General features: G+C 69.1%; 17 protein-coding genes, 1 tRNA gene and 1 riboswitch. Of the genes, 8 read left to right on the top strand and 10 right to left on the bottom strand.

Annotation, left to right across the window (positions count from 1 at the left end):
• Positions 1-140 precede the first annotated feature (140 nt).
• A complete protein-coding gene (locus HAV40_RS18895) occupies positions 141-545 on the bottom strand; it encodes a hypothetical protein (RefSeq protein WP_166383019.1) in 405 nt (134 codons plus the stop codon).
• A gap of 1,553 nt (positions 546-2,098) precedes the next feature.
• Here HAV40_RS18895 and HAV40_RS18890 point away from each other — a divergent pair.
• Complete coding sequence (locus HAV40_RS18890; protein WP_203671136.1) at positions 2,099-3,043, top strand: alpha/beta hydrolase; 945 nt, start codon at positions 2,099-2,101, stop codon at positions 3,041-3,043.
• 125 nt (positions 3,044-3,168) lie between these two features.
• Positions 3,169-3,245 (top strand) — tRNA-Arg (locus HAV40_RS18885).
• 76 nt (positions 3,246-3,321) lie between these two features.
• Here HAV40_RS18885 and HAV40_RS18880 read toward each other — a convergent pair.
• Positions 3,322-3,552 (bottom strand): winged helix-turn-helix domain-containing protein, encoded by a 231-nt coding sequence (locus HAV40_RS18880; protein ID WP_166383017.1) that lies wholly within the window; start codon positions 3,550-3,552, stop codon positions 3,322-3,324.
• A 262-nt stretch (positions 3,553-3,814) separates the two neighbouring features.
• Here HAV40_RS18880 and HAV40_RS18875 point away from each other — a divergent pair, with 262 nt between their 5' ends.
• The gene (locus HAV40_RS18875) at positions 3,815-4,669 is read left to right on the top strand and encodes a DUF4190 domain-containing protein (RefSeq protein ID WP_166383015.1); all 855 of its coding nucleotides are present in this window, start codon (positions 3,815-3,817) and stop codon (positions 4,667-4,669) included.
• 44 nt (positions 4,670-4,713) lie between these two features.
• On the opposite strand, the gene HAV40_RS18870 is transcribed toward HAV40_RS18875, so the two are convergent.
• From HAV40_RS18870 to HAV40_RS18850, 5 genes are read right to left on the bottom strand one after another with little or no spacing between them, the layout of a single operon-like run.
• Positions 4,714-6,393 carry an insulinase family protein gene (locus HAV40_RS18870; RefSeq protein WP_166383013.1) on the bottom strand — a complete coding sequence of 560 codons (1,680 nt, stop codon included), beginning with the start codon at positions 6,391-6,393 and terminating at the stop codon, positions 4,714-4,716.
• A 3-nt stretch (positions 6,394-6,396) separates the two neighbouring features.
• Entirely contained in the window at positions 6,397-7,335 is a 939-nt protein-coding gene (locus HAV40_RS18865; RefSeq protein WP_166383011.1) for a hypothetical protein, read from the bottom strand.
• A 55-nt stretch (positions 7,336-7,390) separates the two neighbouring features.
• Complete coding sequence (locus tag HAV40_RS18860) at positions 7,391-8,383, bottom strand: NADP-dependent oxidoreductase (protein WP_166383009.1); 993 nt, start codon at positions 8,381-8,383, stop codon at positions 7,391-7,393.
• Positions 8,380-8,850: a MarR family winged helix-turn-helix transcriptional regulator gene (locus HAV40_RS18855; protein ID WP_166383007.1), complete on the bottom strand. Its 471-nt coding sequence runs from the start codon at positions 8,848-8,850 to the stop codon at positions 8,380-8,382. Before HAV40_RS18855 ends, HAV40_RS18860 begins: the two co-directional genes overlap by 4 nt.
• Before the next feature lie 4 nt (positions 8,851-8,854).
• Positions 8,855-9,268, bottom strand: coding sequence for an organic hydroperoxide resistance protein (locus tag HAV40_RS18850; protein WP_166383005.1), 414 nt, complete (start codon positions 9,266-9,268; stop codon positions 8,855-8,857).
• A 111-nt stretch (positions 9,269-9,379) separates the two neighbouring features.
• On the opposite strand from HAV40_RS18850, the gene HAV40_RS18845 reads away from it, so the two are divergent.
• Together HAV40_RS18845 and HAV40_RS18840 are read left to right on the top strand one after the other, a co-directional pair.
• Positions 9,380-9,988, top strand: a complete 609-nt coding sequence (locus HAV40_RS18845) for a thermonuclease family protein (protein WP_166383002.1) — start codon at positions 9,380-9,382, stop codon at positions 9,986-9,988.
• Positions 9,989-10,054: 66 nt separating this feature from the next.
• Positions 10,055-10,822 (top strand): serine/threonine-protein kinase, encoded by a 768-nt coding sequence (locus HAV40_RS18840; protein WP_166383000.1) that lies wholly within the window; start codon positions 10,055-10,057, stop codon positions 10,820-10,822.
• A 7-nt stretch (positions 10,823-10,829) separates the two neighbouring features.
• On the opposite strand, the gene HAV40_RS18835 is transcribed toward HAV40_RS18840, so the two are convergent.
• Together HAV40_RS18835 and HAV40_RS18830 are read right to left on the bottom strand one after the other, a co-directional pair.
• Positions 10,830-11,027 carry a DUF397 domain-containing protein gene (locus tag HAV40_RS18835; RefSeq protein ID WP_166382998.1) on the bottom strand — a complete coding sequence of 66 codons (198 nt, stop codon included), beginning with the start codon at positions 11,025-11,027 and terminating at the stop codon, positions 10,830-10,832.
• Positions 11,028-11,225: 198 nt separating this feature from the next.
• Positions 11,226-11,420 carry a DUF397 domain-containing protein gene (locus tag HAV40_RS18830; protein ID WP_203671134.1) on the bottom strand — a complete coding sequence of 65 codons (195 nt, stop codon included), beginning with the start codon at positions 11,418-11,420 and terminating at the stop codon, positions 11,226-11,228.
• Between the two features lie 167 nt (positions 11,421-11,587).
• Between HAV40_RS18830 and HAV40_RS18825 the strand changes: the two genes are divergently transcribed.
• Together HAV40_RS18825 and HAV40_RS18820 are read left to right on the top strand one after the other, a co-directional pair.
• Entirely contained in the window at positions 11,588-12,484 is an 897-nt protein-coding gene (locus HAV40_RS18825; protein ID WP_308441006.1) for a helix-turn-helix domain-containing protein, read from the top strand.
• A 46-nt stretch (positions 12,485-12,530) separates the two neighbouring features.
• Positions 12,531-13,265, top strand: coding sequence for a PIG-L deacetylase family protein (locus HAV40_RS18820; RefSeq protein WP_166382994.1), 735 nt, complete (start codon positions 12,531-12,533; stop codon positions 13,263-13,265).
• A 66-nt stretch (positions 13,266-13,331) separates the two neighbouring features.
• Here HAV40_RS18820 and HAV40_RS18815 read toward each other — a convergent pair whose 3' ends face one another.
• The gene (locus tag HAV40_RS18815; protein WP_166382992.1) at positions 13,332-13,835 is read right to left on the bottom strand and encodes a DUF6232 family protein; all 504 of its coding nucleotides are present in this window, start codon (positions 13,833-13,835) and stop codon (positions 13,332-13,334) included.
• A 489-nt stretch (positions 13,836-14,324) separates the two neighbouring features.
• A riboswitch (cyclic di-AMP (ydaO/yuaA leader) is annotated at positions 14,325-14,464 on the top strand.
• 9 nt (positions 14,465-14,473) lie between these two features.
• Here HAV40_RS18815 and HAV40_RS18810 point away from each other — a divergent pair.
• Complete coding sequence (locus tag HAV40_RS18810) at positions 14,474-15,454, top strand: NlpC/P60 family protein (RefSeq protein WP_239085994.1); 981 nt, start codon at positions 14,474-14,476, stop codon at positions 15,452-15,454.
• Positions 15,455-15,500 lie beyond the last annotated feature (46 nt).

The following is a 15,500-nucleotide window of genomic DNA, read 5'->3' as shown; positions in this document are numbered from 1 at the left end:
GGTGGCGGCCCCCGGGAGGGTGGCCGCCACCTGTCGCCAATCCGTTTAACTAGACGGCATCAAAAGGTTCGGCTACTGGCGGATGGAGTGCCTCGACAGCCTGACGCCGTAGCTGCCGGGCGGAACTGTGGCCCGCCGGATTACACCGTGACCGACGCCTGCACGCCCTGGCAGGGGGCTCCGTAGTATGTGTTGCCCGAAGCGTTCAGGCCGCGCCAGCGGAAGTAGTAACTTGTTCCGATCTGGACTCCAACTGGGTTCCAGTGCCACCACTGTCCATCCGCCCAAGCATTGCTGCTATTCCAGATGATCCCGCTATTGCTCGTCCTCAAGATCGAAATGTTGAAAAGGTACGCATCTCCACCGGAGCAGGCTTTTCCATAAGGCGTCACTGTTGGATTGGCTGGTAGCCAATCGCCGCTCGCGCGATAGCTGGCACTGGTGCTCCAGGTTTGGTAGAAGGCCGCTGCTGGCGATTGGACCGTTACTGCTGAAGCGGCCAGAATTCCAGCCACTAGTGTCGCTCGAATCAATGTTCGCAGCACGCTTGTCTCCCCTCTGACAGGTGCGACGCATCGCGATCGATGCAGCCGCAGGTTTGGCATTGCAGTTGATCGCTTCGAAGCTTGGCCAGAATTGCAGAGCAAGCGGGAGGTGTCAATGTGTTTTTTCATGAATTGAGATACGTAGATGGCGCCTTGGCCGTTCCTGCTGGATAGCGGGCCGATGCCGAAGCATTGGGCGTCGGGCAACTTGTGCAACGGTGCCCACTTCTACTAAGAATGTGATGATCGTCGATGTGCAGTGTGGCCACGTGAGCAGCTGCGGACCCGATCGCGCAGCTGCTTTCCGCCCCAAACGCGCCCGGCTTACGGCGACGTCGGGCTGGCAGGCAGGCAGTACTGCCAGGGAAACACCGCGTGCGTTGACTCACATCAGTAAATATGTAAGTGTGTGAACGCTTTGAGCAAGTGCCTACTTGGAGGGATGGCTTGCCGGCCATCCCGAACGCGGGGAGGAAGAATGAAAGCCAAGCACATGCTTCAGCGTGCCTTGCGGCGCGTCGTCATCATCGGGGGAATTGCAGCTCTGTCAGTGGCATCCGCCGCGCCCGCTGCCCAGGCTTGGTCCCAAAACTGGCCTTCGGAGGCTACCTACCGCGCAAGCTACGACTTCATACCGACGAGGTCAAGTGTTCGTATCGGCGGAACAGCCTGTACGGGTGCCGATGGAACGGCATTCAAGCTGACGCTGATGAGGACAAGTGGCGCATCCGTCATCTACACAGCTCCTCGCAAGGCGGTCGACAATACCTGGCATTACATAGACACGACAACTCCCTATGCAAACCAGGCGCACTACATGCGGCACACGACTGAAAGGTACAGTACTAGCTCTGGCATTTGGGTCAACGCATTTTCGTTGTGTCAGGGTGTTTCTGCAACCTGGTAGACAATTAGATCGCCTTTTCGAGTGCTTGGTCGCATGTAGACATTCCCATCATCTATATTCGAATGCCTAACATTATCTCGTCCGGCGGTCGCGTTCACGGACGAGTATTTACTGCGCCTTAAGGTGGCTACCGAGAAGGCGTCAACCCGGATGCGCCATTTCCTCAGCGCTTGGGATTGGTGCATCTGTTCTGACAGGCATGCGTAAGCGGTAAGTTCAGCAGCTTCCATGGAAGTGCTTAGTGTGGTCCTGCCTAGGTACGTGGCACCTAGGCAGGGGAGGTTGGCCCGCGAGGCCCGGCTAGCGCCAACGTCTCGCGGGCCAGGCCGTATGGGCGGTTTGCGGTTGGCTCGTTCCTGCCTTCGGCTGGCAGCCTCGGTCGATGAACCATGGTCATGCCGCTGGCGTAGCACCTGACCTGCAATCACCGGTGTGCGCTTTGGAGCAACCGACGATCGTGATGTTCGTGTCGAACACTGTCTTTTCTCCTCTCGGCCTGCGATGCCACTGAGAGTGCGCCGCAACCACCGCCGCACACCATCGCCCCGTCGCGCGCGCTGTGGACGGCGTCCCACTTGGGGATAACGGCCTGATCATGGAGTTGATCTGTTATGGCCCGGCACCTACTTCGCGGTAACATAGGCCCGTGCAGACCGACATCCTGGGCGAGCCGTACCTGCAGCGGGTCATCGAACTCCCCGACGACGACCAGGGCCGGGTCGTGGCCACCCTGGTCATCCGGCGCGCGCCCGAACCCACCCGGCGCGCGGTGCTCTACCTGCACGGATTCACCGACTACTTCTTCCAGACCCACCTGGCCGACTTCTTCGTCGCACGCGGCTACGACTTCTACGCCCTCGATCTGCGCAAGTACGGCCGCAGCCTGCTGGCGCACCAGACGCCCAACTTCACCCGCAGCATGGACGAGTACTTCCCCGAGCTGGACGAGGCGGCGCGGATCATCCGCGAGGAGGACGGCCACGACACGATGGTGGTCGCCGCGCACTCCACCGGAGGCCTGATCTCCGCGCTGTGGGCGCACGCCCGCGCCGGGGCCGGGCTCGTCGACGGACTGCTGCTCAACAGCCCGTTCTTCGACATCAACGCGCCGTGGATCATGCGCCGCCCGGCGGTGTCGGCGGTCGGCTCACTGGCCCAGCGCGCGCCGTACCGGGTGATTCCGCTGAAGCTGCCCGGCCTGTACGGCCGCAGCCTGCACCGCGACCACGACGGCGAGTGGGACTACCGCATCGACTGGAAGCCGGTGAGCGGCTTCCCGGTCCGGGTCGCCTGGCTCAAGGCGATCCGCAGCGGCCAGCGCCGCCTGCACGCCGGGCTGGGTCTGCAGGTGCCGGTGTTCGTCGGCTGCTCGACGGCGTCATACCGCCAGCGCGCCTGGTCGGAACAGGCGCACGAGACCGACGCCGTGCTCAACGTGGACCACATCGTGCGCTGGGCCCCCGCCCTCGGCCGCAACGTCACCGTCGCCCGCATCGAGGGCGGCAAACACGACCTCACCCTGTCCCGCCAGCCCGCCCGCGACCGCTTCTTCACCGAGTCCGCCCACTGGCTCAGCGCCCAGCTCCCCTGACCACCCAGCCGGTCGATCATGAACTTAAGTCACTGTTCGGCGGCGTGTCGCTGCCCTAGGATCGTGGTCAACTTCCGCCGGGTAGCCGATCACGGCGGACGTCTCGCACGGTAGCCTTCAATCGCGCGCTCGTAGCTCAGCTGGATAGAGCAGGGGCCTTCTAATCCTCAGGTCGCAGGTTCGAGTCCTGCCGGGCGCACCACACTTACCAGACGACATCTAGACGGGACAGAGACCTCCGTAAGACCGGAGGTCCGGGTCGAGTCCGCGAAGGTCCGTCAGGCCTGCGGTTCCCCAGCTACGAACACGCCCTTGCCTGGATGCCCGATGACCAGGTCACGGTCATGCAGCAAGGAGACCGCCCGGTACACAGTCGCCGGGCTGACGTCGTACTGGTCGGCAAGCTGAGCGGTGCTGGGCAGCTTCGCCCCCGGCGACAGCTCACCACTCTTGATCTTCTCGGTGATCGCATCAGCGATCCTGCGGTAGTCCGCTTTGGCGACAGGCATATGCGTTCCTCGGTTCGGCTTCTCGATGAGACCACGCCCGAACTGTCGTCATCAAGTGCAGCGATTGACGACTCCCTCCGCATCACATCTCTCCTGTACTTGAGCCACGCTTGGTAACCAGTCTCAGCCTTGGGAATCGCCTGCGCGTACCAGCCCTTCCCAGTTGTCGCGGCGGCCGCCGGGACCCGTTGTGCCTGCCCACCCGTCCAGCCAGGCGAGAACGAGCACGCGGCCCGTCGGCCCGTGGTGGTAGCTTCCGGCGGTGAACTACCCCTCTCCTGATTCGACCCCGCCGCCCTACGGGCAGCAGCCGTACCCGCAGGTCCCGCCGCCCCCGGGCGCGCCGCAGTCCGGCCCGCCGGCCGACCCGTACGCGCCCTACGGCTCGGCCCCCCAGTACGGCACGGGCCAGCAGCAGTACGGCACCGGCCCGCAGTACGCCGCGAGCCAGCCCTACAGCGCTCCCCCGCAGCAGACGCCCCCGGGCGGTTACGGCGTCCCCTACCAGCAGGGGCCCCCGCCGCCGTCCGGCACGAACGGCTTCGCCATCGCCTCGCTGATCTTCGGCGTGCTGGGCGGCATCCTGTTCGGCTTCATCTTCGGCTTCGTGGCGCTGTCGCAGATCAAGAAGCGCAACCAGAACGGCCGGGGCATGGCCATCGCGGGCATCGTGCTCAGTTCGCTGTGGACGCTGGCCATCTGCGCCGGGGTCGCGATCGCGGTCATCGCCGGGGCGAACGCGGACACGACCGACACCACCGGCGGCGACGACACGTCGGTGCACTCGCTGCGCATCGGCGACTGCCTCAACGATCTCAGCACCGAGGACGAGATCGAGGAGCTGCCGGTAGTGCCGTGCACCGAGCTGCACGACGGCGAGGTGTACGCGGAGTTCAAGCTGACCGAGTCGACGTTCCCGGGCATCGAGGCGATCGAGAAGAAGGCCGACCCGCGCTGCGCGGACCTGCTGAAGTCGTACGCCCCCAAGGCTGTGGACGATCCGGCCGTGGACACCTACTACCTCTACCCGACGTCGGAGAGCTGGGCGGGTGGGGACCGGGCGGTGACCTGCATCGCCACGTTCGATCCGGCCCGTACGGGCAAGCTCAAGGGCTGAACCGCCGACGCCGCCCGGGACCGCGTGTCCCGGGCGGCGTCGTGTCAGCGGCGTCGCCGCCGCAGCAGCACCACGGGGGTCGCGAACAGCGCGGTGCCCACCGCCGCGAAGCCGAGCAGTGTCAGGTCGAGCGGCGTGCCCCCGGTCCGGATCGCGGCGACGGCCTGCGCCACGCCGAAGACGCCCAGTGCCACGGCGACCAGCGTGAGCAGCACGATCGCGATGACCTCACCGGCGTTCGCAGCGCCGCCACGGGAGGCCGCGGCGCTGGGGCGTCCGGCGGCGGGCCTGGGGATCGCACCAGGGCCGCGCAGTGGCATCGGCAGGTGGCGGTCAGGGTCGACGGCGGCGTCGAGCGCGGCCAGTTCGGCCTGCGGCACGGCCCACAGGGCGGGTTCGAGGTGCAGCACGATGCCGTCGTCGCCGATGAGGCGGCGGGCACCGTCGGGCCAGGTCAGCATGGCCGCGCAGGCGTCGTAGCGGACCGTGGCGCGCGAGCCGGGGCGCACGATGCCGGCCGCCTGCGGCCCGATCACGAGCGCGACGTCCGCGTCGTCGCGGTGGGCATACCGGCGGCCGTCCGCCTCGTGCGCCGACGATGTCGGCGCGGCGGCGAAACCGGCCCAGTCGGCCGTGGTGCGGTGGGGTGTCTGCAGCAGTCCGGTGTCGGCGGCTTCGACGGCGACGGCGTGCACCTGCTCGGCGGTGACCGCCGACAGCTCGGCCCGCAGTTCGTCCACGGTCAGGTGACGCTGGCCGGTGAGCAGGTTGAGGGCGTGTCCGGGCAGGCGGGCCGCTTCGATCTCCGGGTGGTTCAGCTTGTCCAGGGCCTTGGTGCGTACGGCGGCGACGCTGCGCGGGTCGACGGCACCGTGGCGCATCCGGGCGAGCACGTCGACGAAACCGCCCAGCACGGCTCCCTGCTTCTCCGGCAGCGCGTCGGCGTACGCCGTGATCGTGGCGTAGCCGTCGCCGCGCGGGTCGTACGAGGAGGTGGCGGTGTAGGAGTAGCCGCCCTCCTGGCGCAGGTCGCGGAACAGTTCCCGTTCGAGCACGCCGGAGTGCACGCTGGCGGCGGTGCTGCGGCGGACCACCGCGCTGAAGACCACGCTGGTGTCGTCGCCGGCGAACCAGGCGGGGGTGCTCGGCAACACGGCGGTGGGCGGGGGCACGACTCGGCGTACGCCCGACCGCAGTGGCAGCCGCAGGCCGGCCGGGACGCCGCGCCCCGCGATCCACAGCACGGCGTTGTCGCGGGTGAAGTAGTCCTCGACCCACTGCCGCAGGTCGTCGGGGCCCAGCCGGGACAGGCCCCACTCGGGGTAGCCGGGCAGGCCGTAGCCTCGCGCGCCGTATCGCCGCACGGGCAGGGTGGTGGTGCCGCCGCGGCTGCGGCTCTCGGTGCGCAGGATCTCCTTCTCGATCTCCAGCCGGTGCATCGGCAGCGCGGCGAGCCCGGCGCACACCTTGTCGAGGTAGCCGACCACATCGGACTCGGAGCCGCGCAGGTGGAAGTGGGTGTAGACGGACGCGGTCTCGCCGTTGTAGTGGTAGTCCGACAGCCCGCTGTCGTGCAGCGCCAGGTGCTCGACCAGGTGCGTGAGGCCGTGCCGGGACAGCGTCTCGTCGGCCTGGCCGACCCGGAACATCAGCCCGGCCGCGGTCTGCCCGGACGACGGCGCGACCAGGGTGGGCACACCGTCGACCTCGGTCAGCTCGATCACCGGTCAGCCCTTCCGCGCGCGGGCGCGGTGCCGGGCGAACTGCTCGGCGGGGTCGCCGAGGTAGGCCCAGGGGAAACGGTCGGCCAGGTCGCCGAGGGCGTCGAAGTGGACGCGAGCCCGGCGGTGCTCCCCGGCGAGGCTGAAGGCCGCCGCGAACAGGTTGTGCGTGGTCACCCAGCCGTAGACCGGCCGGTACGACGGGTGCAGCACGGACCGGGCGGCGGCGTCGGCGAGTTCGGCGACCACGTCGGGGCGGCGGAAGTAGGCCGCCTGCTCGCCGCCGCGCAGCTCGCGCCAGCGCTCGACGTGGGCCTGGGCGAGCAGCCCGGCGTGCAGGCCGCCCTCGGGCGCGTCCGCGGCGGCCGTACGCGCGAACGCGAACGCGGCCGCCCAGCTGCCGCCCCATTTCGGGCACAGCTGCTGCAGGAGCTGCGCCTGTGCGCCGTGCATGTGCGGGTGGTGCCTGGCCAGCCGGTCGTAGCGCCGCCGGGCCTCGGCCTGGCCGAGTTCCAGGCCGCGCGCGTTGGTCAGGCGCAGCGCCCAGGCGACGCCGTCGGCGGGGTCGCGCGCGGTGACGTCGATCAGCAGCTGCTCACCGCGGCGCAGGTGCGCGTGCATCCGGTCGAGGCGGTCCCGGCTGACGTCCCGCGCCCCGGTGCGGGCCTGCCAGGCCAGCCCGATCGCGCGTGCGGCGAGCAGCACCCTGGGCAGCGGGTCCGTCGGCGACGCCTGCGCGACGTCCGGCAGGAACGTGTCCGCCTCCGGCTGGTCGCCGACGATCCGGGCCGTGAAGTAGGCGTCGTCGACGGTCGGCAACCGTGCGAAGTGGCCGGACAGCGCGGCCCAGTCGCCCTGACGACACCACGACCGCACGTCGGCGACCTCGGGAAAGGCCGCGGCGTGCGCCAGCGCGGAGGGCGCCGGTCGACTGATGATCGTCACCGGGGCATCCTAGGTGACCGGTTACGCTCCGCGATGCCCCGTGACGACCACCGTGCTACAGCCTGACCACCATCTTGCCGGTGTTCGCGCCCGTCAGCAGGCCGCCGAACGCCTCCGGCGCGTTCTCCAGGCCTTCGACCACGGTCTCCTCGGCCTTGATCTCACCGGCGGCGTACCAGGCGCCGACCTCGCGGATCAGGTCGGCCATGCGGTCGTTGTGGTCGGTGACGATGAACCCGCGCATGGTGAGCCGCTTGCCGATGAGCAGCGCCATGTTGTCCGGCCCCGGCACCGGCTCGTTGTACGCCGAGATCGCCCCGCACAGCGCGAACCGGGCGAACGGCTTCGCCCTGGCGATGGCGGCGGTCAGGTGGTCGCCGCCGACATTGTCGAAGTACACGTCGATCCCGTCCGGCGCGGCCTGCTTGAGCTGACCGGACACGTCGCCGTCGCGGTAGTTGAACGCGGCGTCGAAGCCGAGGTCGCCGGTGAGGTGGGCGACCTTCGCCGCGCTGCCCGCGCTGCCGATCACGCGGGCCGCGCCCTTGAGCCGGGCGAGCTGGCCGACCAGGCTGCCGACCGCACCGGCCGCGCCGGACACGAACACGGTGTCGCCGGGCTTCATCGCGGCGATGTCGAGCAGCCCGACGTACGCGGTGAGGCCGGGCATGCCGAGCACGCCGAGGAACGCGCTCGGCGGGGCGACCGGCTCGATCTTGCGGAAGCGCCGGGCGTCGTCGACGGCCCACTCCCGCCAGCCGTAGCCGTGCAGCACCAGGTCGCCGGGCTTCAGGTCGACCGAGCGCGACGCGACGACCTCGCCGACGGCCCCGCCGTCGAGCACCGCGTCCAGGGCGAACGGCGGCACGTACGACTTGACGTCGTTCATCCGCCCGCGCATGTACGGGTCCACCGACATCACCAGGTTGCGTACCTTGACCTGGCCTTCGGCGGGTTCCGGAACGTCCACCTCGACCAGGCGGAAGTTGTCCGGGGTGGGCACGCCCACGGGCCGGGAAGCCAGGTGGATCTCACGTCCGACGGTCACGTCGTCTCCTTGTCCGGGGCGGCCGTGGCCGCCTCAGTGATCTTGCGCAGCGTGTCGCGCAGATAGGTGAGTTCGGAAGCGGGCACGCCGGTCGCCTCGGCGATGGCCCGCGGGATGCCGGTGGCCTGGTCACGCAGGCCGTCCCCGGCGGCGGTGAGGCTGACCACCACGGAGCGCTCGTCGCGCGGGTCGCGGGCCCGGTCCACCAGACCGGCCGCTTCCAGCCGCTTGAGCAGCGGCGACAGCGTGCCCGAGTCGAGCTGTAGGGACTCGCCCAGCGCCTTGACCGAGGTCTGCCCGCGCTCCCAGAGCACCAGCATCACCAGATACTGTGGATAGGTCAGGCCGAGCCGTTCCAGGACGGGCCGGTAGACCGCGGTCAGCGCGCGGCTGGCCGCGTACAGCGCGAAGCAGACCTGCTTGGTCAGGTCCAGGTCACCGGGGTCCGGGCGGTCGGCGCGGGTCATGGTCTCAGCGAAGCACGAGCTGGACGTCGATGTTGCCACGGGTCGCGTTCGAGTACGGGCAGAACTGGTGCGCGGTGTCGACGAGCTGGCGCGCCGTGTCGGCGGGCACGCCCGGCAGGGCGACCTCCAGCGTCACGGACAGGCCGAACCCGGCGCCCTCGCGGCCGAGCCCGACGTGCGCGGTCACCTCGGACCCGTCGACGTCGGCCTTGCCCCGCCGCGCGACCAGCCGCAACGCGGAGTGGAAGCACGCCGCGTACCCCGCCGCGAACAGTTGCTCCGGGTTGGTGGCCCCGCCCGCGCCGCCCAGCTCGACGGGCGTCGCCACGGCCGCCTCCAGCAGCCCGTCCGAGCTGCGCACCGTGCCGTCACGTCCATCGCCGCTGGCCGTAGCCACAGCCGTGTAAAGAGGAGTCATACCCCGACCCTAACGACGGTTTAGATTGCGCACAACTAAACCGCCCGCGACACATCTCACTCTCCGGAGCGCGGTGGTGAGGGATGGAGGTGGTGCGAGGATGGGCAAGTGGTGCGTAGGGGGCGAAACGGGCGGCGGCGGGAGTTGCGGGCGACGTTGTTCTGGCTGGTCGTGCTGGTGCTGGCGGCGGGTGGGTGGCTCTGGTACGCCCACGGGCGGCCGGCGGGGACGCCGGTGGTCGCGAGCAGCCCGTCCATCCGGCCCACAGGGCCGCCCGCCGGGGCGCAGCCGGTGCGCGTCGACTTCGTGCTCGACGGCGACTCGCTGCAGGTCACGGCCGAGCAGCCGGGTGCGGTGATCGACGTCACCGCGCCCGTACAGCTACGGCTGCTCGGCATCGACGCACCCGAATCGCACGGTGCCGACGGCAGTCCACAGTGCTGGTCCGAGACGGCGCGCGACGAGCTGAAGGGGCTGGCCCCGAGCGGGGCACGACTGTGGCTGTTACCCGACAGACAGCAGCTCGACCCGTACGGCCGCCACCTGGTCTACGCGTGGACCGACGGCGGGCGCTTCGTCAACGGCGAGCTGGCCGCGCGCGGAGCCGTGCGTGAGCTGGCGATCCGGCCGAACCTGGCGCATCAGGCCGACCTGCACGACGCCGTCGAGCAGGCCCGCGCACAGCGCCGTGGCCTGTGGGGAAGCTGCGTGGACAGATAATCATTTAGCGAAGATTTCAAGTACGTCCAATGGCTTTGTGCAGTTGATTGCGGAAGAATCCCGCCCGTGGAAGTTCCGATCGGTACGGCGCTGGCAGGGCGGTACGTGCTGACCAGGCCTCTGGCGCGCGGCGGAGTATCCACTGTGTACCAGGCCGTCGACGCCACGGCCGGCCGCCGGCTCGCGGTGAAGGTGGTCGACGACCGCTATTCCGGCCTGATCCGGCACGAGGCCGCGATGACCGACCGGCTGCGCCACCCGCACGTGCCCAAGGTGCTCGACGTCGGCGTGGAGACCGGCCCCGACGGGCGCGACATCGGCTACCTGGCCCTGGAACTGCTCAAGGGCGAGGCCCTGACCAGCGTGCTGCTGGACGGGCCGCTGCCGTGGACCGGCGCGGTGCGGATCGCGGCGACGGCCGCCGACGTGCTCGCGGTGGCGCACCGGCGCGGCGTCGTGCACCGCGACCTGACCCCGGGCAACGTCATGATCACCACGACCGGGCCGAAGGTCGTCGACTTCGGCCTGGCCGAGCTCATCGTCAGCACCGGCATGCCGCAGTTCGCCAACCCCTCCGACGACGTGTACGCGCTCGGCGCGCTGCTCTACCAGTCGTTGACCGGCAAGTCGCCGTATGCCGGGGCCCACCGCAGCCCGCACGGTCCCACCGCGCTGCGCCACCTGGCACCCACGCCGGTGCTGGCCGTGCGTGGCCTGCCACAGGCCGTCTCCGACCTGTGCCGCGCCTGCATGGACAAGAACTCCACGGCGCGGCCCAGCGCCCGGGAGGCGTCACTGCGACTGTGGACCATCGTCGGCAACGCCATGCACTGATCGCTGGTCAGTCGCGGAACTCTCCGGTGGCGACTGCGGCGCAGAAGACACGCCACTCCTCGCGGTCGAACGTCAGCCAGGGGCCGTCAGGTTCCTGTGAGTTGCGCACCAGCACACTCGGCCCGTCGAAGCACACTTCGACGCAGTGCGCGGACTCACACGCCTGAGCGGTCACCCACCTTCGGCCGGTCTCTTTCTCGGACATGGCACCGCCTCATGCCTCGCATCCGGATCCCCGTCCACCACTGTGACACAAGAGGCTCGAGCAGGATATAGCCGGTGATGCCGGTGAGCCGCAGCGCGGCGGTGCCGCCGGGATGAATCACGGAGGTGGTCCCCCGGAGTCGGCAAAGGCACGTCGCGAGAATACGGCGACGTGCCTTTCACTCACGGGGCGGAAGCTTCAGACCCGGTCGAACTCGCCTGACTTGACGCCGTCCACGAAAACGCGGAACGACTCCGGCGAGATGATCAAATGCTGCTGTGGCGTGACCGAATCGCGGATACCGACCGCGACGGCGAGATCCGCGATCTCCACACAGTGCCCGGATTCGCACCGGCGGCTCTTCTTCCACACGGCATGCAGCACAGACGTCACCAAGACTCCCGATTATCTTTTCAAGATCCGATCGATGCCCGCGCATGGCATATCAGGTGCTGGCAGGCACAGCACCGTACAAGTAAACTCGCCGAAAGGAACTGTCGCAAGTAGCCACCTGGCGTGTCGCAACAAGACTGCGATGCGTCGCAGGCGACCAGCGGAGGGTGGAGATCAACGTGAGCGGCGGACAGAGTCCGACAGTCGCCCGCCTCCGGTTGCGCCACGCTCTGCGCTCGGCTCGTGAGAGTTCCGATTACACCCAGGAACAGGTCGCCAACGAACTCGAATGGTCGCTCTCAAAGATCATTCGAATCGAGAACGGCGCGGTGCGGATGACCGTGACAGACGTGCGGGCACTGCTACAGCTCTACGGGGTGAACGACGCGTCCGAGGTTTCGGAGATGGAGACGCTGGTCCGGGCGTCCCGTCAGCGGTCGTGGTGGACTGAGCACGTCGACCTGCCACCGCGTTTCGCCATGTTCATCGGCCTGGAGGACGGCGCGTCCGAGCTGTCCTTCTACAACTCGATGCTCATCCCGGGCCTGCTCCAGACCGAGTCCTACGCCCGCGCGGTGATCCGCACCCTGGAGCCGGACTGGGCGCTGACGCGGCAGGAGGAGGAGTTCGTCACCATCCGGATGCGCCGCCAGGAGCACGTGCTGGGGCGGGTCGACCCGCCCCGGGTGCGCGTGGTGCTGGAGGAGGCGACCCTGCGTCGGATCACGGGCGGCGTGCAGGTGCAGCGTGAGCAGCTGCTTCACCTGGTCGCGCTGGGCACTCGGCCCAACATCTGCCTTCAGGTGCTGCCGTTCAGCGCGGGCGTCTACACGCTGGAGCCTACCTTCGTGCTGATGGGCTTTCCGTTCGACAGCACCAGCGATGTCGTGGTCTACCTGGAGATGAGCAACGCCCTCGCGATGCCCAGCGACCGTGGGCAGTTCCTCGAACGTGGCGAGGTCGCCGCGCCGTACCTGGAGGCGTTCAGCCGCCTCACGGAAGCGGCGTTCAGCGAGGCCGACTCGCTGGCGTACATCGCGAAGGTCGCCGGCGAGCTGCGTTGATCACTGTGCGGAGTTCCGCCGCAGCGTGCGGCATATGCTCGGCGGCATGAGCTTCCCTGCCTCCGCCACCCCCTGCCAGGACGTACAGCGGGTGCTGTGCGTGTTCGCCCACCCCGACGACGTCGACTTCGGCGCGGCGGGCACCGTGGCCCGCTGGGTGGACGAGGGCCTGGAGGTGTCGTACCTGCTGGTCACCCGGGGTGACGCGGGCGGGTTCGACGAGACCCCGCGGCACGAGATGCCGGGTCTGCGCGAGGCCGAGCAGCGGGCCGCCGCGGCCGCCGTCGGGGTCGAGCGGGTCGACTTCCTGGAGGGGTATGCCGACGGCTCGGTCACGCCGAGCCTGGCCCTGCGCAAGGACCTCGTCGCGGCGATCCGGCGGGCCCGGCCCGACCGCATCCTGACCAGTGCCCCGCTGCGCCGGTGGGACCGCATCGCAGGGCCGAGCCATCCCGACCACCTGGCCGTGGGTGAGGCGGTGACCTGCGCCGTCTACCCGGACGCCCGCAACCCGTTCGCGCACCCCGAGCTGGCTGCGGCCGGCCTGGCCGCGTGGACCGTGCGCGAGATCTGGTACTCGGGCGGACCCGACCCCGACCATGCGGTGGACGTGACCGATGTCTTCGACCGCAAGCTCGCCGCGCTGCGGGGGCACGTCTCGCAGACGGCTCACCTGCCCGACCTCGACGTGATGCTGCGTGAGCGGCTGGGCGGGCTGGCGGAGTCGCTGGGCCTGCCCGGCCGCCTGGCCGAGGCGTTCACGGTCATCAGGACGGAGTGAACGCGCGTCCATGACCGGGCGTCGCCGTGGTGAGCGGCGACGCCTCGTCGTGGTGCGGCCGCCGGGTCAGGCGGCGCGTTCCCAGCCAGCCCGGCTTCCGCCGGAGGTCAGCCGGGAGGGGTGCATGTTCGAGGGGTGCGGCACCCCCCGGCTCGGGCGGGGGCGCGGCAGCGTCCGGTGGCCGAGCCGCGTCTCGGCGAGGCCGCGGCGCAGGTAGCGCTCCACCGCGTGGAACAGCCACCAGTCGTCGCTGACGAACAGCTGGGTGGGGTGACCGTGGTAGTCGGCCCACAGTTCCAGCCGCCGTGGCCGCCGCCGCGCGCTGACCAGGGTGGCCACGGCCAGACCGCTGAGCACGGCGACGGCGGCGACGATGCCGGTCGGCTTCAGCAGCGGCGCGAACGCTCCGAGCAGGACCAGGCCCACGACGGCCATCGCTCCGGCGCGACGGGTCAGCGGGTCGTGCCCCGCCTGTCGGGTGTGGACGTTGCCGATGGCGCTGAGCGTGAAGTGACGCCCGCCGACCTGGAAACATGTCGACGAGATGTGCAGCCCGGGGCGGATGGTCACGATCGCTTGTTCTGGTGGCCGTTCCGGCGCCCGTGTAGGCTCCATGGAAGTCTCCCAACTGCTTGATCGCGGGCCCGGCTGATGGTGGTGCCCGCGGAGGTGGCGACGCCTGGCATGTGGTGGAGCTGTGGACCGACATCCGGTGGCCGCCGGGTGTCGGTCTTTCGCGTATGGCGAGCCGTCTCTGGAACTGTCCACAGGTGAACTCTCGGCTGCCTCGTGACCTCAGTGTGACCGAGACAGCAATCGTTGTGAAGGCTCCCCATCAGCCACCTGTCAGATTGGCACGTTCCCCGAACCTAGGCCTCGTTCAGGCTCACCTGATGTGACAGAACTTTTTCCACAAGTCGGGACCAGCTCGGGCACATCGCCCATTACGCACTTGGGCTTGCCGGATCTCGGGACTACCGTGGCCGGTACTGGCCGGTCGTCCGCCGCCCACCCCCGGGCGGCACCGGACCAGCGCCGCCGAATCGCCCTCCGATCACGATGATCAATACCCCTCGCGGGTGGGCGAACCGGGGACCCAGGTTATCGGGGTGAATCAGCGATCACGCTCCGTGATCGCAGTAGGGCGCCCTTCGCCCGAACCCGTCAGCTAACTCGGTAGGCGGCTGCGGAGAAGGGCCACTCATACCTTGTCATCCCCCCATGGCAGGGGCTGGCGCGCCGCGGCGCGCCTGTTAGCCCCCGCCGGTGCACTGATCATCGGACTTCTCGCGACCGGCTCTCCCGCGCACGCCGCGCCCAGCGCCGCCGAACTCCGCAAGCAGATCTCGGAGAAATCCGACCAGCTGGAGAAGGTCGTCGAGCAGTACAACAAGCTCAACGCGCAGCTCAAGCAGACCCGCGCCGAGGCCGCCGCGCTCCAGGTGGAGCTGGGCCCGCTGGAGGTCAAGGCCGACCAGGCCAAGGGCAACGTCGCCCGGATCGCCGCGACCGCGTACCGCACCGGGTCGTTCAGCGGCTGGAACGCGCTGCTGGACTCGTCCGGCGACGGCAAGCTGCTGGCCCGGCTCAGTTCCCTGGACCAGCTCGCGACGAGCCAGCGGTCGCAGATCGACGAGGCGCGCCGGGCAGCCGGCGACCGGTTCGAGGTCAAGGCGGCGCTCGACGCCCGGCTGCAGGAGCAGACCACCCGGTTCACGGTGGTCGAGACCCAGCGCAAGGGCATCGAACGCGACCTGGCCGCGCTCAAGGAACTGCGGCGCAAGGCCGGACTGCTCGACGAGAAGTCGTCCACCTACACCGGCAGCATCCCCAAGTACAAGGGCAAGGCCGGTATCGCGGTGTCGTTCGCGTACAAGCAGCTCGGCAAGCCGTACGTGTGGGGCGCCGACGGGCCGGGCGGGTACGACTGCTCGGGCCTGACCATGGCCGCATGGAAAGCCGCAGGCGTGGGCCTCTACCACCAGGCGGCCACGCAGTGGCGCGAGACGACCCATATCAGCCGATCCCAGTTACTACCGGGCGACCTGGTCTTCTACTCGGGACTGGGGCACGTGGCGATCTACGTCGGCAGCGGCAAGGTGATCCACGCGCCCACCACCGGTGAGGTCGTTAAGGTCGCCAGCGTCAACATGATGTCCCCCTACGGCTACGGCCGGGTGCGCGTGTAACCCGATCGACCACGGCAAGAAGCCCTCTCCCGGTTCCGGGAGAGGG

Origin of the sequence: Catellatospora methionotrophica, from assembly GCF_011297335.1 — a bacterium.
Taxonomy (GTDB): domain Bacteria; phylum Actinomycetota; class Actinomycetes; order Mycobacteriales; family Micromonosporaceae; genus Catellatospora; species Catellatospora methionotrophica.
Note: the sequence above shows the minus strand (reverse complement) of the source record. Positions and strands in the feature narration are given on the sequence as shown.

Bases quoted from the DNA above. Each gene is read 5' to 3' on its own strand.
- HAV40_RS18820 (WP_166382994.1), top strand. From the start codon at position 12,531: ATGAGCTTCCCTGCCTCCGCCACCCCCTGCCAGGACGTACAGCGGGTG.
- HAV40_RS18835 (WP_166382998.1), bottom strand. From the start codon at position 11,027: ATGTCCGAGAAAGAGACCGGCCGAAGGTGGGTGACCGCTCAGGCGTGT.
- HAV40_RS18850 (WP_166383005.1), bottom strand. From the start codon at position 9,268: ATGACTCCTCTTTACACGGCTGTGGCTACGGCCAGCGGCGATGGACGT.
- HAV40_RS18880 (WP_166383017.1), bottom strand. From the start codon at position 3,552: ATGCCTGTCGCCAAAGCGGACTACCGCAGGATCGCTGATGCGATCACC.
- HAV40_RS18855 (WP_166383007.1), bottom strand. From the start codon at position 8,850: ATGACCCGCGCCGACCGCCCGGACCCCGGTGACCTGGACCTGACCAAG.